This window comes from Sulfurovum lithotrophicum (assembly GCF_000987835.1).
GTDB classification, from domain to species: Bacteria; Campylobacterota; Campylobacteria; order Campylobacterales; family Sulfurovaceae; genus Sulfurovum; species Sulfurovum lithotrophicum.
In genome coordinates this window covers 694763-713343 of sequence record NZ_CP011308.1, presented here as the reverse complement: position 1 = coordinate 713343, position 18581 = coordinate 694763, and the positions used below count along the sequence as shown (strand labels likewise).

General features: G+C 44.2%; 16 protein-coding genes and 1 pseudogene. 6 read left to right on the top strand and 11 right to left on the bottom strand.

The genetic code is table 11. From position 1 onward, the window contains the following. Window positions 1-31 precede the first annotated feature (31 nt). From mnmC1 to YH65_RS03435, 7 genes are all read right to left on the bottom strand, one after another. A complete protein-coding gene (gene mnmC1, locus YH65_RS03460; protein WP_046550646.1) occupies window positions 32-1153 on the bottom strand; it encodes an FAD-dependent 5-carboxymethylaminomethyl-2-thiouridine(34) oxidoreductase MnmC1 in 1122 nt (373 codons plus the stop codon). 6 nt (window positions 1154-1159) lie between these two features. After that, a complete protein-coding gene (gene glyS, locus YH65_RS03455) occupies window positions 1160-3208 on the bottom strand; it encodes a glycine--tRNA ligase subunit beta (RefSeq protein ID WP_046550645.1) in 2049 nt (682 codons plus the stop codon). A 62-nt stretch (window positions 3209-3270) separates the two neighbouring features. Next, entirely contained in the window at window positions 3271-3432 is a 162-nt protein-coding gene (locus tag YH65_RS11525) for a hypothetical protein (RefSeq protein WP_012083462.1), read from the bottom strand. Between the two features lies 1 nt (window position 3433). Continuing rightward, a complete protein-coding gene (locus YH65_RS03450; protein ID WP_046550644.1) occupies window positions 3434-3928 on the bottom strand; it encodes a tRNA (cytidine(34)-2'-O)-methyltransferase in 495 nt (164 codons plus the stop codon). 3 nt (window positions 3929-3931) lie between these two features. Next, window positions 3932-4768 (bottom strand): formyltetrahydrofolate deformylase, encoded by an 837-nt coding sequence (gene purU / locus YH65_RS03445; RefSeq protein WP_046550643.1) that lies wholly within the window; start codon window positions 4766-4768, stop codon window positions 3932-3934. 6 nt (window positions 4769-4774) lie between these two features. Beyond that, entirely contained in the window at window positions 4775-5842 is a 1068-nt protein-coding gene (gene leuB / locus YH65_RS03440; RefSeq protein WP_046550642.1) for a 3-isopropylmalate dehydrogenase, read from the bottom strand. Then, window positions 5842-6336: a 3-isopropylmalate dehydratase small subunit gene (locus tag YH65_RS03435; protein ID WP_046550641.1), complete on the bottom strand. Its 495-nt coding sequence runs from the start codon at window positions 6334-6336 to the stop codon at window positions 5842-5844. Before YH65_RS03435 ends, leuB begins: the two co-directional genes overlap by 1 nt. Before the next feature lie 150 nt (window positions 6337-6486). Here YH65_RS03435 and rpoD point away from each other — a divergent pair. Further along, a pseudogene (gene rpoD, locus YH65_RS03430) lies at window positions 6487-8334 on the top strand (RNA polymerase sigma factor RpoD); the annotation flags it as partial. A 164-nt stretch (window positions 8335-8498) separates the two neighbouring features. On the opposite strand, the gene YH65_RS03425 reads toward rpoD, so the two are convergent. After that, window positions 8499-9302, bottom strand: coding sequence for a lysophospholipid acyltransferase family protein (locus YH65_RS03425; RefSeq protein ID WP_046550639.1), 804 nt, complete (start codon window positions 9300-9302; stop codon window positions 8499-8501). Between the two features lie 158 nt (window positions 9303-9460). Between YH65_RS03425 and YH65_RS03420 the strand changes: the two genes are divergently transcribed. The 5 genes from YH65_RS03420 (at window position 9461) to YH65_RS03400 (ending at window position 15865) form a co-directional block, all read left to right on the top strand. Continuing rightward, a complete protein-coding gene (locus tag YH65_RS03420) occupies window positions 9461-11338 on the top strand; it encodes a TonB-dependent receptor (protein ID WP_046550638.1) in 1878 nt (625 codons plus the stop codon). Then, on the top strand, window positions 11335-11778 hold the full coding sequence (locus YH65_RS03415) for a hypothetical protein (RefSeq protein ID WP_046550637.1): 444 nt from the start codon (window positions 11335-11337) through the stop codon (window positions 11776-11778). The genes YH65_RS03420 and YH65_RS03415 overlap by 4 nt, the downstream gene beginning before the upstream one ends. Then, window positions 11775-13655, top strand: a complete 1881-nt coding sequence (locus YH65_RS03410; RefSeq protein ID WP_046550636.1) for a bifunctional diguanylate cyclase/phosphodiesterase — start codon at window positions 11775-11777, stop codon at window positions 13653-13655. Before YH65_RS03415 ends, YH65_RS03410 begins: the two co-directional genes overlap by 4 nt. 264 nt (window positions 13656-13919) lie before the next feature. Then, complete coding sequence (locus YH65_RS03405) at window positions 13920-14672, top strand: competence/damage-inducible protein A (protein ID WP_046550635.1); 753 nt, start codon at window positions 13920-13922, stop codon at window positions 14670-14672. Between the two features lie 8 nt (window positions 14673-14680). Continuing rightward, window positions 14681-15865 (top strand): MFS transporter, encoded by a 1185-nt coding sequence (locus tag YH65_RS03400; protein ID WP_046550634.1) that lies wholly within the window; start codon window positions 14681-14683, stop codon window positions 15863-15865. Here the strand turns inward: YH65_RS03400 and YH65_RS03395 are convergent. From YH65_RS03395 to YH65_RS03385, 3 genes are all read right to left on the bottom strand, one after another. Further along, the gene (locus tag YH65_RS03395) at window positions 15860-16372 is read right to left on the bottom strand and encodes a YtfJ family protein (RefSeq protein ID WP_046550633.1); all 513 of its coding nucleotides are present in this window, start codon (window positions 16370-16372) and stop codon (window positions 15860-15862) included. The two genes, YH65_RS03400 and YH65_RS03395, sit on opposite strands and share 6 nt — an antisense overlap. Window positions 16373-16506: 134 nt before the next feature. Continuing rightward, entirely contained in the window at window positions 16507-17280 is a 774-nt protein-coding gene (locus tag YH65_RS03390) for an N-acetylmuramoyl-L-alanine amidase family protein (RefSeq protein ID WP_046550632.1), read from the bottom strand. Between the two features lie 64 nt (window positions 17281-17344). Next, window positions 17345-18580 carry an N-acetylmuramoyl-L-alanine amidase gene (locus tag YH65_RS03385; protein WP_046550631.1) on the bottom strand — a complete coding sequence of 412 codons (1236 nt, stop codon included), beginning with the start codon at window positions 18578-18580 and terminating at the stop codon, window positions 17345-17347. Window position 18581: the final 1 nt, after the last annotated feature.

The window sequence follows — 18581 nt, the reverse complement described above, 5'->3', positions numbered from 1 at the left end:
ATGTTACCCCATGCGGTGCGTGGTACGCACCCTACAGTTTGCGACACCATTTTAGGAAAAGCCTGTCCGGATCTACCCTTGAATCCATCTCTTTTCCTGTCATAATGAAACCAGCCAGCCACTCAGCCATCAGCGGGGCAAAGACAAATCCGCGTCCACCCAGGCCGTTGCAGATATAGAGGTTTTCCAGATATTTCAAGGGCGGTTTTGCACCACGGACAATATTAGGGTACGCCTCAAACATGAACGGTACGTCTATCACCCTGCCAACCAGCGGAAAATAATCCTTCGAGCCCGAACGCATACCGCAGAAGGTCTCTTTAAGTTTGAAGTCAACGGTATCGACCATTTGTGCCGCTTTCTCCTCCAGTGTCTGAAGCGGCTTTCCGTTACAGACCATACAAGGCTCTTTGGATTTGACATGCGTCGCTCCCAGCTTGACAATACCGTTGATGTTGGCAGAGACAGAGATACTTTTGTGCATACTCACTTTCAAATCCAACCTGCTCTCATAGTCTCCACGTGATCCCCACGTACCTCTGACCCCCATATAGCGCATATCAAATAGGCTGTTTTGGTAGCCGGTAGACAAAACAATGTTTTGGGCGCTGAGTGTTTCGTGTTTCGTGTTAAGAAGCGTCCAGTGGTTGCCATTGTATATGAGTTGTTCAACATCGAACTGTTGAAAAGGTACCTGTTTCATCATAGCATTGCAAAGTTCCGGTGCATCACACACCCCTGCTTCTTCAAAAAGAAAACTCTCTTCACAGTTATGAATACCGAGCCTTTCCAGCTCTTCTTTGCTTACCCGCCTATAGTGTGCTTCATTGAATGCTTCATACAGATGAAACTTCTCGGCATCCTCTGCATCTTTTGGTATGCGTATCACCCCTGTCTGGTGAAAATAGTCCGGAAAATTATCAAGGTAGAAATCTTTGGAGAAGTGAAAGGCTTCGTTTGTCAGTTTCTGAAGCGGGGAACCTTTACCGATCTTGGGAGAGACAAAAGCTCCGGCCGCACCAGAACCGCCGCTTGCAGCTACAGAACTCCTGTCAATCAAAAGTACTTTTTGCCCTTTTGACTGTAAAGCGTAGGCAGCACAACATCCTGCTATCCCTGCACCTATTACAATGCTATCATAGGTATTCGACATAAAAAATTAAACTGAAATCTCTTTAATATCTGCAATATCCTTGAAAGTCTTATAGACAGACCCGATCGTATGTAGTCTGTTTGTCTTCAGTGCTTCATCCTCCGTATTGACCATGACATCGTCAAAATAGGCATCCAACTCACGTTTCAGGCCGAAAAGTGCTTCAAGGCGTGTTTTATAGTCAGGAAAATCCTGGTGGATCACTTTTTCATAGGCTGTGTAGAGAGCAACTTCCGCCTCTTCATTGAAAAGAGAGATATCGATGCTCAGGTCACCGTCAAGATCCACGTCTTTGGAGATGTTCGCTACACGTTTGAAAGTGGAGAACTGCTCTTTAAATGTATCGGCAGAAACGATCTCATTGAGTGCCGTCACTTTCTTGGCGATCTCGTTGATGTCACGTTCACCGCTTGCCAGTACTGCGGCGATGACTGACGGATTGGCATCAAGTGATTTGTTGATACGCTCGATGATGAAGTTTTTGAGTTCATCCGTATTGAACTCTGTATATTCTGCTTTGAGCAGCTCGATGATATCGTCGATATTGAAAGGGATATCGTTATCGGTAACGATACGGACGATACCGTTCACTGCACGTCTCAGTGCGAACGGGTCTTTTGAACCGGTCGGGATCTTGCCGACAGAAAAAAGCCCGAAGAGGGTATCGAGTTTGATGCTCATTGCCACGATGGAAGAGAAGAGTGACGACGGAAGCTCCGCACCCTCACCTACCGGCATATACTGCTCTTTGATCGCATTGTAGACCAGGGGGTCTTCTCCCAGAGCTTTGGCATAGTAGTATCCCATCAGTCCCTGAAGCTCGGTGAACTCGTAGACCATTTCGCTCATGAGGTCCGCCTTGGCAAGCTCCACTGCCCTGTCCATCAGCCTTTCAAGCTCTGCTGAACTTTTACCCGTTCCTGCTTCGAGTCTATCCATATAGAGTGCAAGCAATCTGACAGCGATACTCTTTTCCCTTTTGATCTTGTCTGCAAGAGAACCAAGTCCGTCAATGAACTGAACTTTTTCCAGGCCATCTGTGGAAAGTCCATTCCTGAGGTCGTTTTTATAGAAGAAGAGTCCGTCAGCAAGGCGGGGTTTGAGTACCCTCTCGTTCCCTGCGATCACTTTTGAGTAGTCATTGGTATAGGCATTGCTGACCACTACGAACCTGTTGGTGATCTTCCCATGTTCAAACACCGGGAAATAGCGCTGATGCTCTTTCATTGACGTGATGATCACTTCCGGCGGGAGTTCAAGGAAAAGTTCATCGAAACTTCCCACCAGTGCTTTGGGGTTTTCCGTAATGGCAACAACCTCTGCAAGCAATGCCCTGTCTCTTTCGATGATAATATTGTGTTCCGCTTCCAAAGCATCGAATTCTGCCAGGATGAGTGCTTCTCTCTCTTTGGGATGCAAGAGTACCGCCCCCTCAGCCAATATCTTTTCATACGCATCGATGACTGGTACTTCGACTGGATCGTAACTGACCATTCTGTGTACATAGGTCTTTGTACCGGACTGCACGCCAAAAAGTTCTACAGAAATGGACTCATCGCCCATTCTTGCCTGCAGCCACCTGATCGGCCGGATAAATTCATCGCTTCTGTTTCCCCAGCGCATCATTTTCCCAAAGGACATAGATGCGATCCACTTCTCCAGCATCTCCTGAAGCAAAGCAGCCGTCTGTGCACCCTTCTCTTCCTTTTTGAAATAGAGCACTTCCCTGCCGTTGTTGTCGGCACGTCCGAGTTCTTCAAAAGGCACACCGCATTTTCTGGCAAAACCTTCTGCCGCTTTGGTCGGCACACCGTCTTTGATGGCAGCTGCAACCGGAGGGCCCATCAGTTCAATGGTCTGGTCCTCCTGTTTTTCAGGCATGGCTGCATGTTTGAGTACCAGGCGTCTGGGAGTATAGATAAATTCAAATTCATTGTCGAGTTTGTAATTCTTTAGGATATCTTTCCATGATCTTTCAATGTTGGATACGATCTTGAGCAGTGGGATGGCAGGCAGTTCTTCTACGCCGATCTCTATAAGTAGTGGTTGTGTCATATGGATAATCCTGTGCGAATAATAATAGCACTTATTTTATCCAAATGTTGGTAAATAGGGGTTTAGTCCTTGTCCTCAGTATAGTCATCTTCATACTCATCTACAAGGTCTTTCCGTCTCTGCTCTTCATCGAATTTGGAACGGAAATTGTTTCTGATGATGACAAAGGTCATGTAAGCAAAGAGGATAGCAACAACAATATACAGAATATCTCCAAAAGACATATCAGGATTCCTTGAGGGTATTGGGGATCGTGATTTTCTCGAATCCCTCATAGTTCTGGCGCAGTGCGTCATAGATGACCACCCCCACACTCACACCGAGGTTGAGACTTCTTCCTTTACCGCCCATGGGAATGGTAATGCACTGCTCAGGATGGGCCAGAAGCACTTTTTCATCGATCCCTTTGGTCTCGGAACCGAAAAGGATGTAATCCCCTTTTTTAAACGGAGCATTGAAGTAGAGATTGTCCGTTTTCGTCGTTGCCATGTAGCTGTGTTCATCAATGGGATGTTCTTTCAGGAATGCCTCGAAACTCTCCCAGACCACCAGGTCAAGATGTTTCCAGTAGTCCAGACCGGCACGCTTGACTGCTTTGTCATCGATATCAAACCCAAGAGGTTTGATGAGATGCAGTGTTGCACCAAGATTGACACAGAGACGTCCGATTGTCCCGGTATTCTGCGGTATCTGGGGTTCGACCAGTACTATATTGAACATGGTTTAAAATATGATCGTTTTGTTTCCGTTGACGAAAACACGGTCATGCAGCACAAGGTTGAGTGCACGGGAGAGGACCACTTTTTCCACATCGCGTCCGGCACGCTGCATCTCTTTCCAGTCAAAACGGTGGTTCACCGGAATAACATCCTGTGCGATGATCGGTCCTTCATCCAGGTCGTTCGTAACAAAGTGTGCCGTCGCACCGATGATCTTCACCCCTCGCTCATACGCCTGTTTGTAGGGATTTGCCCCAATGAATGCAGGAAGGAACGAATGGTGGATGTTGATGATCTGCTTCGGATAGGCCGCGACGAAAGAAGGGGTCAATATACGCATGTATTTGGCAAGTACAATGAAGTCAAAGTCATGCTCATCGATCTTTTCCATAATTCTGGCTTCATGCTCTTCCCTGACCAGGCCTTCGGCAGGCACATGGAAGAAAGGAATGTTGAAGCGCTCTACCAGCTCACGAAGTGTCTCATGGTTGGCAATGACACATTCGATACTCGCACCCAGTTCGCCTGCTGCATTACGAATAAGAATGTCTCCCAGAGCATGGGATTCTTTCGTTGCAAGAAGCACTACTTTCTTGTCTTTGGGAGCGATCACCCGAATATGTGCATCTATGGGTGCCACTTCCCTGAGCGCCACATCGAGTTCATCTATCTCGAACGTCCCGGAGACAACGGTACGCATGAAGAATCTTTCTTTCTCTTTGTCGACGAACTCGCGGTTGGAGTCAATATTCAGATCCCGCTCATAGAAGATTTTGGAGATCTTGTAAACCAGACCTTTGGCATCGTGACAGTCAATGAGTACGCGTGCTTTAGTTTCCATCAGATCTTATCGGCTCGCATAATCGGCGATAATATCACCCATTTCTGTACATGTACAAATCTCTTTGGCATCGTAGTCACCGATATCACCTGTTCTATAGCCTTCCGCAAGTGCTTTTCTGATCGCCTCATCTATCCTGTCTGCTGCAACTGTTTCATTCAGGGCATATCGCAGCATCATACTGGCACTCGAGATCGTTGCAAGCGGGTTTGCGATCCCCTGGCCTGCGATATCGGGTGCAGAACCATGTATCGGCTCGAACAAGCCTACTCCTTTACCGGTACTCGCGCTCGGAAGCAGCCCGATGGAACCTGAAAGCATGGAGGCTGCATCAGAAAGGATGTCACCGAAGATATTTCCTGTCAGAATCACATCGAACTGTTTGGGGTCACGGATGAGCTGCATAGCGGCATTGTCCACATACATATGGGAAAGTTCCACTTCTGGGTAGTCTTTGGCTACTTCTTCGACGATCTCTCTCCAGAACTGGCTGACTTCAAGCACATTGGCTTTGTCAACGGAACAGATACGTTTGTCCCGCTTCATAGCGATATCAAATGCCACGACCGCGATACGTCTGACCTCTTCTTTCGTATAGATCATGGTATTGAACGCTTCGTCCTCATGCAGCTCTCTTGGCTGCCCGAAGTAGATACCGCCTGTAAGCTCACGTACCACCATGATGTCCACACCCTGGATCACGGCAGGCTTGAGGCTTGAAGCATTAACCAGTTCGTCATAGACCATTGCCGGCCTGAGGTTGGCGAAGGTTCCCATCTCTTTTCTGAGTCCCAGAAGGCCTGTTTCAGGTCTCAAATGACGCTCGAGATTGTCCCACTTTGGCCCGCCGATCGCACCGAAAAGTACGGCGTCGCATTTTTTGACCCCCTGGATGGTCTCTTCCGGAAGAGGTACGCCTGTCTCATCAATGGCTGAACCACCAAGCAGCATTTCATCATATTTAAGGTTGAATCCCTGTGCTACAGAGACCGCGTCGAGTACTTTGATCGCTTCATCTACAATTTCCGGACCGATCCCGTCACCTTTGATCACACCTATTTTATATGTTTTCATTACTTTGCTCCTTCCTGGATTTCCTGTTTTGCAAATTCTATCAGCCCTCCGGCATTGACCAACTCCTGCATGAAGTCGGGGATCGGGGTGAACTTATATGTCTTTGCCTGTGTCACATTGATGATCTCGCCTGCATCCATATCGACCCTGACCACATCACCTTCATTGATCTCTTCGGCTTCGGGAAGTTCAAAGATAGGCAATCCCATATTGAAGGCGTTTCTGTAAAAGATACGCGCGAAAGTAGGTGCGATGATGGCATTGATCCCAGCTGCTTTAAGCGCGATAGGCGCATGTTCACGGCTCGAACCGCATCCGAAGTTCTCACCCGCTACAATGATGTCGCCTTCATGCATTTTGGAAACGAACTCAGGGTCCGCATCTTCCATAACGTGTTTAGCCAGTTCTGCAGGCTCACTCGTATTCAAGTATCTTGCTGCGATGATCAGATCCGTATCGATATTGTCACCAAATTTCCAAACTTTACCTTGCAAAGTTCATCCTTTAACTGGAATTGAATTCCATAAAAATTTTCGCGATTATAGCCAAAAAACTGAAATTTAACAAATTTAACGGTAAAAATGAAGAAAATTTCGGTATAATCCACCTTAATTAATTTTTAAACCTCATCTTCTGAAAAATCAAGGACAAACATGGCAGCAAAAGACAGTATGAAAAACGTGGAAACATTATTAAAGTCCAAAAAGAAAGGGGATGTAGTCACTTTTGAGAATATCGCCAAAGAGTTCAACAAGCAGATTACCGCTGCCCAGGCAAAGAAGATCTATAAGCTTGCCGAAGAGAACAAGATCAAGATCATTTCCGCTTCCGAATATGCCAGTTACCTCATAGAAAAAGAGAAAAAACGAAGAGAAGATGCCCGTAAAAAAGGCTCATCAGAGGAAGATGAATTTGATCTGCACAAAGAGAAAGAGCTTCTCGAATGGAGCCGCTCCGACTCTCCGGTCAGAATGTACCTGCGTGAAATGGGCAAGATCCCTCTTCTGACCAAAGAAGAAGAGGTCGACCTTTCCAAGCGTATTGAGGAGGGAGAGGACATCATCATCGATGCTATCTGTTCCGTACCCTACCTCATCGGCTATATCCTCAACTACAAAGAGCCCCTGCTCAACCGGGAAAGACGCGTCAAAGAGCTTTTCAAAAGTTTCGAAGATGACAAAGGGGATGCAGACGACGAAGCTGCAGAAGGTGAAAGCGGAGAAGCAGGTGCACCCAAGAATGACAAAAGGGTCAAGCAGGTCGTAGAGAGCTTCAAAAAACTCGAAAAGGCCAAAAAAGAGTGGATGAAAGCACGCGAGGATCTTGAGAAATTCATGGAAACAGAGACCGATCCTGTCAAGATCACCCACGAAAGACTCAAGATTGCCTTTAAAAAAGAGCAGCTTAAAAGAGCACTGCTTGATCTCGGGCCGACATCCAAACTGATCAACGAACTGGTCAAGGCGATGGAGACAGCACTCAAAAGTGACGACAGTTTTGACAAAGAGCTTAAACGTCTGGAGTACAAACTCCCTCTCTTCAACGATACGCTCAGAGAAAACCACCAGAAAATACTCGACAATATTATCAATATGGACAAAGAAGATATCATCGATGCCGTACCGGAGACCACTATGGTCAGTACCTATGTGGAGATCAAGAAACTTTTTGAGACCAGAGAGGCAAGTAAAGGCGGATTCGACCTGAGTGAAGAGAAACTCAAGGCCATTCTTGAGCAGATCCGTCAGGGTAAGGCCAAAAGCGAAGTAGCCAAGACACGTATGGCAAAATCAAACCTCAGACTGGTCGTCTCCATCGCTAAACGCTACACGAACAGAGGTCTGCCTTTCCTCGACCTCATTCAGGAGGGAAATATCGGCCTGATGAAAGCCGTCGATAAGTTCGAATATGAAAAAGGGTACAAATTCTCCACCTATGCAACCTGGTGGATCCGTCAGGCAATCAGCCGTGCCATCGCTGACCAGGCAAGGACCATCCGTATTCCTATCCATATGATTGAAACGATCAACCGCATTAACAAGATCATCAGAAAGCATCTTCAGGAGACAGGAAAAGAGCCCGATCTTGAAACGATCGCCAAAGAAGTTGGCCTGACCGTGGACAAGGTCAAGAACGTCATCAAAATCACCAAAGAACCTGTTTCACTTGAAACACCTGTAGGGGACGAGGATGACGGAAGATTCGGTGACTTCATCGAGGATAAAACAACATTGTCACCGACAGATTCCGTACTCAAAGATGACCTGAACAACCAGATAGACGAGGTACTCGATCAGCTTAACGAAAGAGAAAAAGCCGTCATCCGGATGCGTTTCGGACTGCTTGAGGATGAAAGCGACAGAACACTTGAAGAGATCGGGAAAGAGCTCAATGTCACCCGTGAACGTGTCAGACAGATTGAATCTTCAGCCATCAAAAAGCTCAAACACCCTAAAGTGGGCAGAAAGCTCAAGAATTATATCGAAGAGTGATTCGCAGGGTGCATTTCACGCACCTTTCATGTTTTCAATCTCCGCCCTATAACTCATCACTTGTATCATTGGTACCGAAACTCTCAACTGTAGACATCTGCACAGATATTATGTTTCATAGACCCCAAATCCAACCTTGATCATGTTGACAGAAAATAAAGCAATTATGTACCTATATAGAGTGACGGTATACTGACCGGTTGTGTCGCTTTCTCAAAACATTGACAGATTTTTGAAAGATGCATGTTGGAACGGTCGAGATAGGGATGTCTGTCAACAAATGCCCAAAACCTGTCCGGATCTTGGCAAAGTTTGGAAAGATAGTGGAGAGTGATCTCTCCGAGGATCTCTTTTGACCCGAAGATCAAATCTTTTCTCCCGATCATGTGAGGAATACGCTTCCCATAATACTCAACTGCCGGACCAACCGGTTCGAAATCAATCCCCTGTCGTTTTAAAATACGGTACAGTGCAGGCTCCATAATGGCAAAAATAGAATTGCACGGGTAGAGAAATGCATTAATACCAATGGCCGACATCAATCCTACGGTCAGGTATGTACGCAAGCGCAATCCCGAAAGCCCTTCATACGGTTCGATAGAACCGGAAAGTGCAAGTCTTGAAACTTCACAGACGGGATGTTCGGCTACGTAGGACTCTATCTCTTTAACATGACCGTATATCTGCATGGGGATCTTCTGGATGGGTGTGGCGTCATTAACAAAAAAAACCCGTATGGTACCCACATATTTTTGGGTAGCGTTATGCTGAAGCAGATAGATAAAAGACTGTTCATCATCCCGGTTATAGAGAAAAGCAGATTCATCTTCAATATCCGCATAGGTCTGATATGCCGGCAAAAGTGCTTCTTTACGTACCTGTTTTACTGACTCAATATCTTGTTCGGTCACAGCAAGATGAAGCGAGTACACTTCTGTCAAAAGGTGAAAAATAGAAGGTTCCGTCATGCTGCTCTCTGTTAAATCAAGATATATTCCAAAGTGTAATAGTAAGTATTAGTATAGAATAATAAATATTATAATCTTTTGAAAAGGAAATTTTATGAGTGAAAGGATATAATAAATGCATGTATTTAAGGAGGTTGAATATTGAAGGAAGAAATACAATGCCATTGAAATATATACTGTTAACTTTTGTTTTTTTTGTATTTACAGAGGCAGGGGATATCAACAGCTTACTTAAAGAGTATGACAGACAAAATGCATTGAGCCAGAAAACGATCGATGCGAATAAAGGGCATCTTGTTCTTTTTACCAGGGAAAAACTTGAAAGAATGCATGCAAAAACACTGAAAGATGTTTTCAAGACCACCCCAGTTATCTACTATCATGAGAACCGGTATGCCTTACCCGATCCGCTTACGTCTGGAAGCTTTGAACCGTACAGAAGCAACTTTATCAGACTTTTTATTGACGGAGTAGAGATTACGCAGGGATGGCTTGGGAGCGGACTGGTACTTTACGGAGATGTCAATATAGATTTTGTAGACCATATCGAGTTTTATTATTTGACACCCTCTTTTGAAACATCGGTCGAGCCGGCTTTTTTGACAATTTATCTTTACTCCAAAGACCCCAAGCGTGACAGTGGCGGGAAAGTAAGTCTCATTCAGGGAAGTCGTGGCTACAATATGCAGACTGCCAGTTATGGAGAGCAGAGAGAAAACTTTTCATACATGGTCAATCTTTCGCATACCAATGCGATACGCGAGAAGGTCGATAACGGTACACCGGTCCCTTTGAGTCGTGACTTTGAACGTACACAGATATTTTCCTACATTAAAACAGATACACAGATTTTTCATCTTCAGATCATGGATAAACGTACAGATTCATTTGCCGGACCCAGCTGGGATGCTACACCGATTGAGTCCAATACGAATTATTTGAATCTACACATGGATTACGGTATTGATCTTTCTTCCGTATTGCATGCTCAGATATCGTATGATTGGTTAAAAACCGATATGAACTATATTGATGACAAACCTTTCGCCTGGTGGAATGGTGTAAATCAAAACAATACTTTCATCGGAGAAAGTAAAAACAGTACTTATACAGCTGATCTTACCTATAACGATGTTTTTAAAAATCACCATATTACAGCAGGTGTAAAAGGACGGTACAAGTCTTTTGACTCCTTAAAAAGTGAAAATATGGGAACAGATGCTTTTGACTTTTCACATGAAATAATCGGTTCACTCTTTTTTCAGGACCAATATATGCTGACCGAGGATCAATTGTTGAGTGCTGGGCTCTCCTACAACTATATTGTACGCAATGGTGGTGTGACAAATGACTCCTTGCTTCAGTTGAGATTAGGGTATATCTTTACGGGTGATGAATGGGGCTACAAAGCGTATCTTTACCGAACACAGGTCGCACTTGAACCTTTGATGCGCTATTTTTACCCTGAGCAGACTTTAACGGCGGAAGCACAAACCACACTTGGTTTCACTCAGGAGGTCTCCTTTCATACTAAGAATCAGCAAATACGTCTCATTTTACATATGATGAAAGATGAGAATGGGCTTTTGAAGAACTCACTTATTGCCAATACGGGGGAAACAGAGTACTATACAGCCATTTTGAATTATGATTATGCATTCGACAGAGACAATAAATTAAATTTACAGCTTTACTATGCACGGTACAATAATATTTTTAACCTGGACAACCTGGATGACATCAGCGGATATTTCAGCTTCTTCAATAGTTATGGAAATTTTGATTTTTACAATGGACTTGTATGGCATAGAAACAGTTTGGACTGGAAGAATTATCTTGACTGGACAAGTACTGTTTCATGGAATCTGACAGAACAGTTGAGTATTACGTTAAAGGGTGACAATATACTCAATAGGGCAAAAAAGACAAAACTATATCGGCTTGATGTCACCACCCAGCCGCCTACAATAATGGAACCGCTCTCCGTTACACCGATAGACAGACGTTTTACGATTGAACTGGAGTACCTGTTTTGATTAGAATACTGCTCTTTTTAAGCTTGCTATATGGTCATTTGTATGCTTGGGAGAAGAAGAGTACACTGCAAGTGTATCGTGAGCTGTTGACAAGTTTGGCAGGAAGTGATACCGTCAAAATATATACGGCTGATCCGGAACTTCACTCTATCTTTGCAAGATCACATGAGATTAAAATTGTCAATGTACCTGAGGCATCGGATATTATCATCGTATCGAATGAAAACGCATATGAACGGCTTCATGATGTATTGCAACGTAATAAGCAGATATTGGTATTTGCTACAGACTATCATTTACTGAAAGATCACGCTGGTATTATCGGAGCGCTATATTGGAAAAAAGGGCGTTCGCAGCTTCTTTTCATTGATTCAAGATTGAAAGAACATCATATTGAACTGCCGCAAGAGTACCGTCCTTTCATTGTGGAGAGCTTATGAGACTCAACCATCTCATTACAACAAGGGCTACTGCACTTTTATTGACCTTGATGATCATATTCGCTGCCTATATGCAGTATATGGTCACTGAAAGTACTAAAAAGCTGCGGCAACAAGAGATACACAAAACAGAAGTCTATGCAAAAAATATTGCTGAGTGGATCATACGAAGAGGCGGAAAGAATCTTTCAGAACGTCTTGCATCTGATCCCGCATTGAGAAAAGAGCTCAATGAGATGCTCGAGGCATTTATCATACCAAAATACCAATATATATTTTTACTCAAAAAAGACAAAAAAAACCATTACCGTTTTTTACTTGACGGCTCAAAAAAGGATAAGGAGGAATACAATACCCCTTTCTTTCCGGGGAGTACGCTCTTTAATGACGTTTACCGCACACAGCAAGTAAAGATCATCAAGCAGAAAGATGATGTCAAGGGTGTCTGGCTCTCTGTACTATATCCGGTGGTACTGAATGGAAAAACAGAAGCGCTACTTGTACTTGATCTTTCTAAGTGGTACGGAGAGTACATTGATGATTTCAATTCACCTCTACACAGTGTGATCATTTTAATACAAGTATTTCTTGGAGCCAGTTTTCTCTTTTTAATTATTGTCACATATAAGTACTATATGTTCAGAAAACAAATCCTTATCGACCCATTGACCTTTGCAAAAACAAAACTCTACATGGAAGAGTTCTTCAACCGCAATCCTGTTGACCGGTATAATGCTATATTGATCGATATTGACGAATTCAAGGAGATCAACAGAACACTAAGTTATGAAAAGGGTGATATAGTACTCAAAAAGTTTGTCCAGACACTTACATCACTTCTGCCTGAAGATGCATTGATTATTCGGATCGGTGGGGCAGAATTTTTTGTGATCATGAATAAGGGTGATTCACTGAATATGATTACACAAAGAATCTTTGATACGATAAATGAAAAACGTTATCTTGTAGAGAACGAAGTCGTTCGCATGACGCTTTCAATGAGTGCACTTAAGATCCCTGAAGGAACGGCCGATATACAGCATGTATTGCGTCTGCTTGATGAAGAACTGTTTAAGATCAAGAGCAGAGGCAAGAATGATCTGAAGATATTGGAACTTCAAAGCTATCGTGAGATGAAGCATCGCGATGTAGATGATATAAAGAAAGCACTTGATGAAGAGCGTCTGGTGTGTCTCTATCAGCCTATCTATTATGCGCAAAGCAAAAAGATTGCAAAATTTGAAGCCTTGGTGCGTCTTGTCGATAAAGAGGATGAATCTTTTCTCATTGTACCCAATAACTTCATCCCGATCATCAGAGGAACAAATTACTATATCAAGATGAGCAAACTCGTACTCAGAGATGTTTTCAGGATGCTTGAGAAATATGAAAATACAGAGTTTTCGGTAAATATCGATCTTGATGATCTTTACAATCATGATATGATGCATATGATCATGGAGTACCTTTATACCCATAAAGAGCTTGCCAACCGCTTGACTTTTGAAATTCTTGAACAGAATGAAATACGTGATTATGACAGGGTGAACTTTATTTTCAGCCAACTAAAAGAGCATGGTTCAAAGATCGCTATTGATGATTTTGGAAGCGGGTTTGCCAACTACAGTTACCTTATTCGTCTGAATGTTGACATACTTAAAATAGACGGCAGTTTAATACGTGAACTTGAATTGAACAACGTGAAAGCACGTGAAGTCATCGGTTCCATCAAGATTCTTGCTGAAAAATTCGGTTATGATCTTGTTGCCGAATATGTTTCAAACCAAAAGATCTATGATGAGGTATGCAAACTGGATATCACCTTTATACAGGGCTATCATCTTGGTATGCCAAAAAAACTCGATGCCTATATATAGTCGCTCCTGAAAGTATAAGAAGTATAAGGGTCTGTCATTAATATTAGCAAGAGATAAAGTAATTCTTAGCTATACTCACTGGCTATTTGACTCATTCAATAGCTCCAGTTATTGTCTTTTGGTATCCATTTTTCTATAAGAAGGATAGCTGCAAAGTCAGGTGAAATTAGATAAAATACATTTATATAAAAGTGACGGATTTTACTTACACAAAATATGGGGCAGTCTCTTTTAAACACTCTACAGATTCCACAAGGATACAGCATGTCGTCCACCCCGCACTTCTTCACTCTCATTATCGGTACCGAGATCCTCAATCGCAGACGTCAGGACAAGCACTTTGATTTTGTTACAAAGATACTGGCAAAAAAAGGTGCCAAACTCACCGGCTCTTTCATCATAGAAGATGACCCGGCACTCATTGTACAGACCATTAGATTCATCGCTTCACAACCCAATCCTGTACTTTTTTCTTTCGGAGGCATCGGCTCCACACCCGATGACCATACCAGAAAATGTGCGGCTATTGCACTACGCAACGGCGTACTATATGAACATCCAGAAGCCAAACAGATCATAGAAGAGAAACTGGGTGAAGCCGCCTATCCACACCCCATTAAAATGGCGGAACTTCCCAAAGGGGCAGAACTGCTTGATAATCCCGTCAACAAAATGCCGGCCTTCTCTCTGGACGAGCGCTATTTTTTCATGCCGGGTTTTCCCGAAATGAGCCATCCGATGCTTGAAGAGATCATGAAAAAACTGCTGCCAGAGAGCAAGACTTATTACCGTTATACTCTTACGGCCCTCTGCAAAGAGAATGAACTCATCGAAGTGATGGAACAGATGCCCAAAGAGGTGGAGTTCTCTTCGCTTCCCAAACTCTACTCTGACGGATGGCGTGTTTCCATCTCTGTCGCTTCACATGACAAAGCCAAAGCCAAAGAGTCCTTCCAGAAGTATATAGACCTCCTTGAAAAAAAGCATATCCGCTACGGCCTGAACGACGAAGCCTGATACTCTCCATGACCTATAGAGAAACCCTGAAACACCCTATTGTAGCAAGGCTTTCCGCTATTCAGCTTATCTCCTATTTTGGCACATGGTTCTCACAGGTCGCCATTTTCTCCATGCTCGTCTTTTTCGACGCCGACGAAGTCACCATTGCCCTCACCGCTGCTATGGCAATGCTTCCCGCCGTCATACTCGCACCGATCATCGGCATTATCATTGACCGTATCGACTTCAAGAAACTGATGCTTGTACTTCTATGCACGGAGATCTTCGCCACCATCGGGTTCATTTTCATCGACTCGCTTGCCTATGTCTGGGTACTGATGCTGCTTATCTTCCTGCGTTCTGCCGCGGCATCCGTACTCTTTTCGGCTGAGATGGCACTGTTTCCCAAACTGCTCAAAGGAAAAATGCTCAAAAATACCAATGAGATCCACTCCATTATCTGGTCCTTCACCTACGCCGCAGGTATGGCCGTTGGTGGCATTATAACCTACTATATCGGTTTTGATGCTGCTTTTATGATGGATGCCCTCCTCTATGCAACCGCTCTTCTCTTGCTGCTCGGCCTGCAGGTCAACCTGGAGCAGGCCATCCATGTCGGTTCCAATTGGCAGATGCTCAAAGAGGGTTTTTTCTACCTCAAGTCACAAAGAAAACTGCTGCATCTCATCTTCTTCCATGCTGCCATCGGTCTAACCAGTTTCGATGCGCTCATCACCCTGCTGGCAGACTTCCGGTACAAGGAACTTATCGCCGTGCCTCTTGCCATCGGGCTCATGAATGCCACACGTGCCCTGGGACTGATGATCGGCCCTTTTTTCATAGGAAAGGTCATTTCCAGAGAGAACCTACACTGGTTCTTCCTGCTTCAGGGTGCCTCCATCATCCTCTGGTCACAGCTTGAGTACAGCTTCTACCTTGCGCTGTTTTCCCTGTTTGTGACAGGATTCTTCATTACCACACTCTGGTCCTACACCTACCTGCTCATACAGGAAGAAACAGAACAAAAATACATGGGCCGTGTCATTTCCTACAATGACATGTTTTTCATGCTCTCCAACGTCACTACGGCTCTTTTCATCGGGTATGCTTCAAAATGGAATTTAAGCCTGGAGAGCATCACTGCCGTCTTGGGGACAGGTTTCATATTTTTCACTCTTTACTACGTATGGTTCAAAAAAAGATATCTATAGATTCTTTTCGATCAACGCAAGTACGTTTCCTATCTCTTTATCCGACAGTTTTCCATATTTCTTATAGATCAGCCTACCCTTTTTGTCAAAAATCAGAATATCCGAATTGTCATCTGCAAGATCCCACTTTTTCAATACAACCTTTTTCTTGTCTTTGACATAGATCGTATCGGGAAATTCTTTCTGCTTGGCTTTGAGTTTGGACTCCAAAATAACATTGGGCAGCCAGGTCGCTGCCAGGTTTATCATGGCAACAGAGGCATACTTCTTTCTGTTGAAATGGCGTTGCTTGAGTGCCTGTGTCAAAGCTTTGTTCAGGTCACGCTCGTCAGGGTCCACATAAAAAAGAATGTGCACTTTTCCTTTCAGCATGGAAGAGCTCCAACTGCCTCCACCGACCTTGCCGCCGTTCACTCCGCTCAACGTAACACTAGGCGGTATTACCCCTACTTCAATAGCCATACAGCTTCCCACTGTCAGCAGGCTTCCCACAATGATCTTTTTCATAGCCTCACCTTCTTTTTATAAATAGTACCATGCTTTTATGAATAATAAATGAACTGGGACAAAATATAAAGAAAATATTCGATTGGAAAATATAATTGGCAATAGTGCTGTCATGCGACAGCACCCTGCTTCATTTAAACCCCGCTGTCTGCTTTTCGGTTATCCAGGTATCTGCCTACCCCCGCTACGATCCCTTGAGCGATACGCTCCTGATAGTCAGCTTTAAAAAGCCTTGCTCTTTCTTTGGAATTTGTGATATACCCTACCTCGACAAGAATTGAAGGACGGCTGGCTCCTACAAGAACATAAAAAGGTGCCGGTTTCGCCCCGCCGCTTCTGGCATCTTTGTATTTGCTCCTTACCTGTCTCATGATACCGTTCTGCACATCGATAGCCAGCTTGTTGGACTCAACGATCTTCGGACCGTTCAGGACCGAGTCAATGATGACATCTTTACTGAGCGCATCCGCTCCCTGCAGCACGGCGACATTTTCTCTTGCTGCTACCCTTTGGGAACGTGCATCCCGTGTTTTCTGCAGGAAGTAGGTCTCGATACCCTCCACCGCTTCAAATCTGCTTTTGTCCGCTATGGCATTGGCATGGATGGAGATAAAAACCTTCGCATCCATCTTGTCGGCAATGCGGGTTCGCTCTCCCAGTTTCAGGAACTTGTCCTTACCCCTGGTCAAATAGACTCTGTAACCTTTTCTTTTGAACTCTTTTGCCAGTTTTTTGGTAATCTGCAGCACAAGATCTTTTTCCTGTTTCCCCGCACAAAGAGCACCGCAGTCATGCCCGCCGTGACCCGCATCGATAACTACAAGATCATCCGATCTGTCAGGGCCTACACATCCCGTTACTATCAGGACTAAAAGTATTCCCAGTAAAAAATATTTTATATATCGCATTGTTCTTCTCCTATAATAGTTTTACTCAACTTCATATAAATCTTCCATTCTATTTTGTAAAAAACTAGTCAAAATCGATCTCTTTTCTTCGGTTGTCGAGGTAATTGCTGATTCCTTCGGCAATACCTTTGGCGATCAGCTCCTGGTATTTTGGAGTAAAGAGTCTTTTTCGTTCTCGGGGATGGGAAATATAGCCCACTTCGACCAGTATGGATGGTCTGCTTGCCCCTACGAGTACCCAAAAAGGTGCGTAGCGTACCCCACCATCCTTCACCCCCCTGTAGTTGGCACGCAGGTTGGTCATGATACGCCGCTGTACATCGATGGCCAGTTTGTTGGACTGAACGATCTTCGGACCGTTCAGTACCGAGTCAATGATCACATGTTTGCTGAGTTTATCTCCAGCCCCTTTCAGGACTGCCTTGTTCTCACGGGCTGCAATACGCTGGGATTTGGCATCTCTTGTCGTCTGCAGAAAAAAAGTCTCTATTCCATGTACCTTGTTCTGTTTTCTTTTTGGTACCGAGTTGGCATGGATAGAGACAAAGACTTTTGCATCTTTTTTGTCTGCGATCTTCGTACGCTGTTTCAGTTTTATAAAACGGTCACTGCGCCGGGTCATCGAGACAGCATAGCCTCTTTTCTTTAACTGCCTTTCCAGACGTTTGGCGATCTGAAGCACAAGATCCTTCTCTCTTTTCCCCCTTGCAATCGCCCCTGTATCATGTCCTCCATGTCCCGCATCGATCACGATACGCTCTTTTCTGTGCAATGCATATGAAGCTCTTTTGTCAAACTTTTCTAAGACACTTTTTTTAGGACGATTATAGACCACAGATACTTTTTTGACGTTTTTGGTACCGGATACCTCTTTTTTCTTATTGACATAATGTTTATTTTTCAGACGTGTAGGGTGTGTTACAGTGAATTTCGGCAGGGGTATGTGATAACTGTTAAAACTGAACAGCGGCTGATAGGCATTGCAGACATACTTTTTCTCTGTTTCAATCACGATACGGACCATCTTTTTCCGGTACTGTGAGACCCTGATCGATTGGCAGTGCGGCGTGGAAAGGTTCTTCCCTACTCTTTGGTTTGCCAAACGTACATTTTTGAGATCGAACACTTCCCGATAGGGTGTTTTCAGCATAAAATGTCTGATATTGCTTTTACTGTAGGATTTGCTGAAGAAGAGGTGTAGTTCGCCTTTTTGAAGTTCCGCTTTTTTCAGCAGTGTCGGCGACGAAAAAAGCAGAATGGGACTAAGCAGAACGGCAAAAAATATCCCAAGCAATTTCACT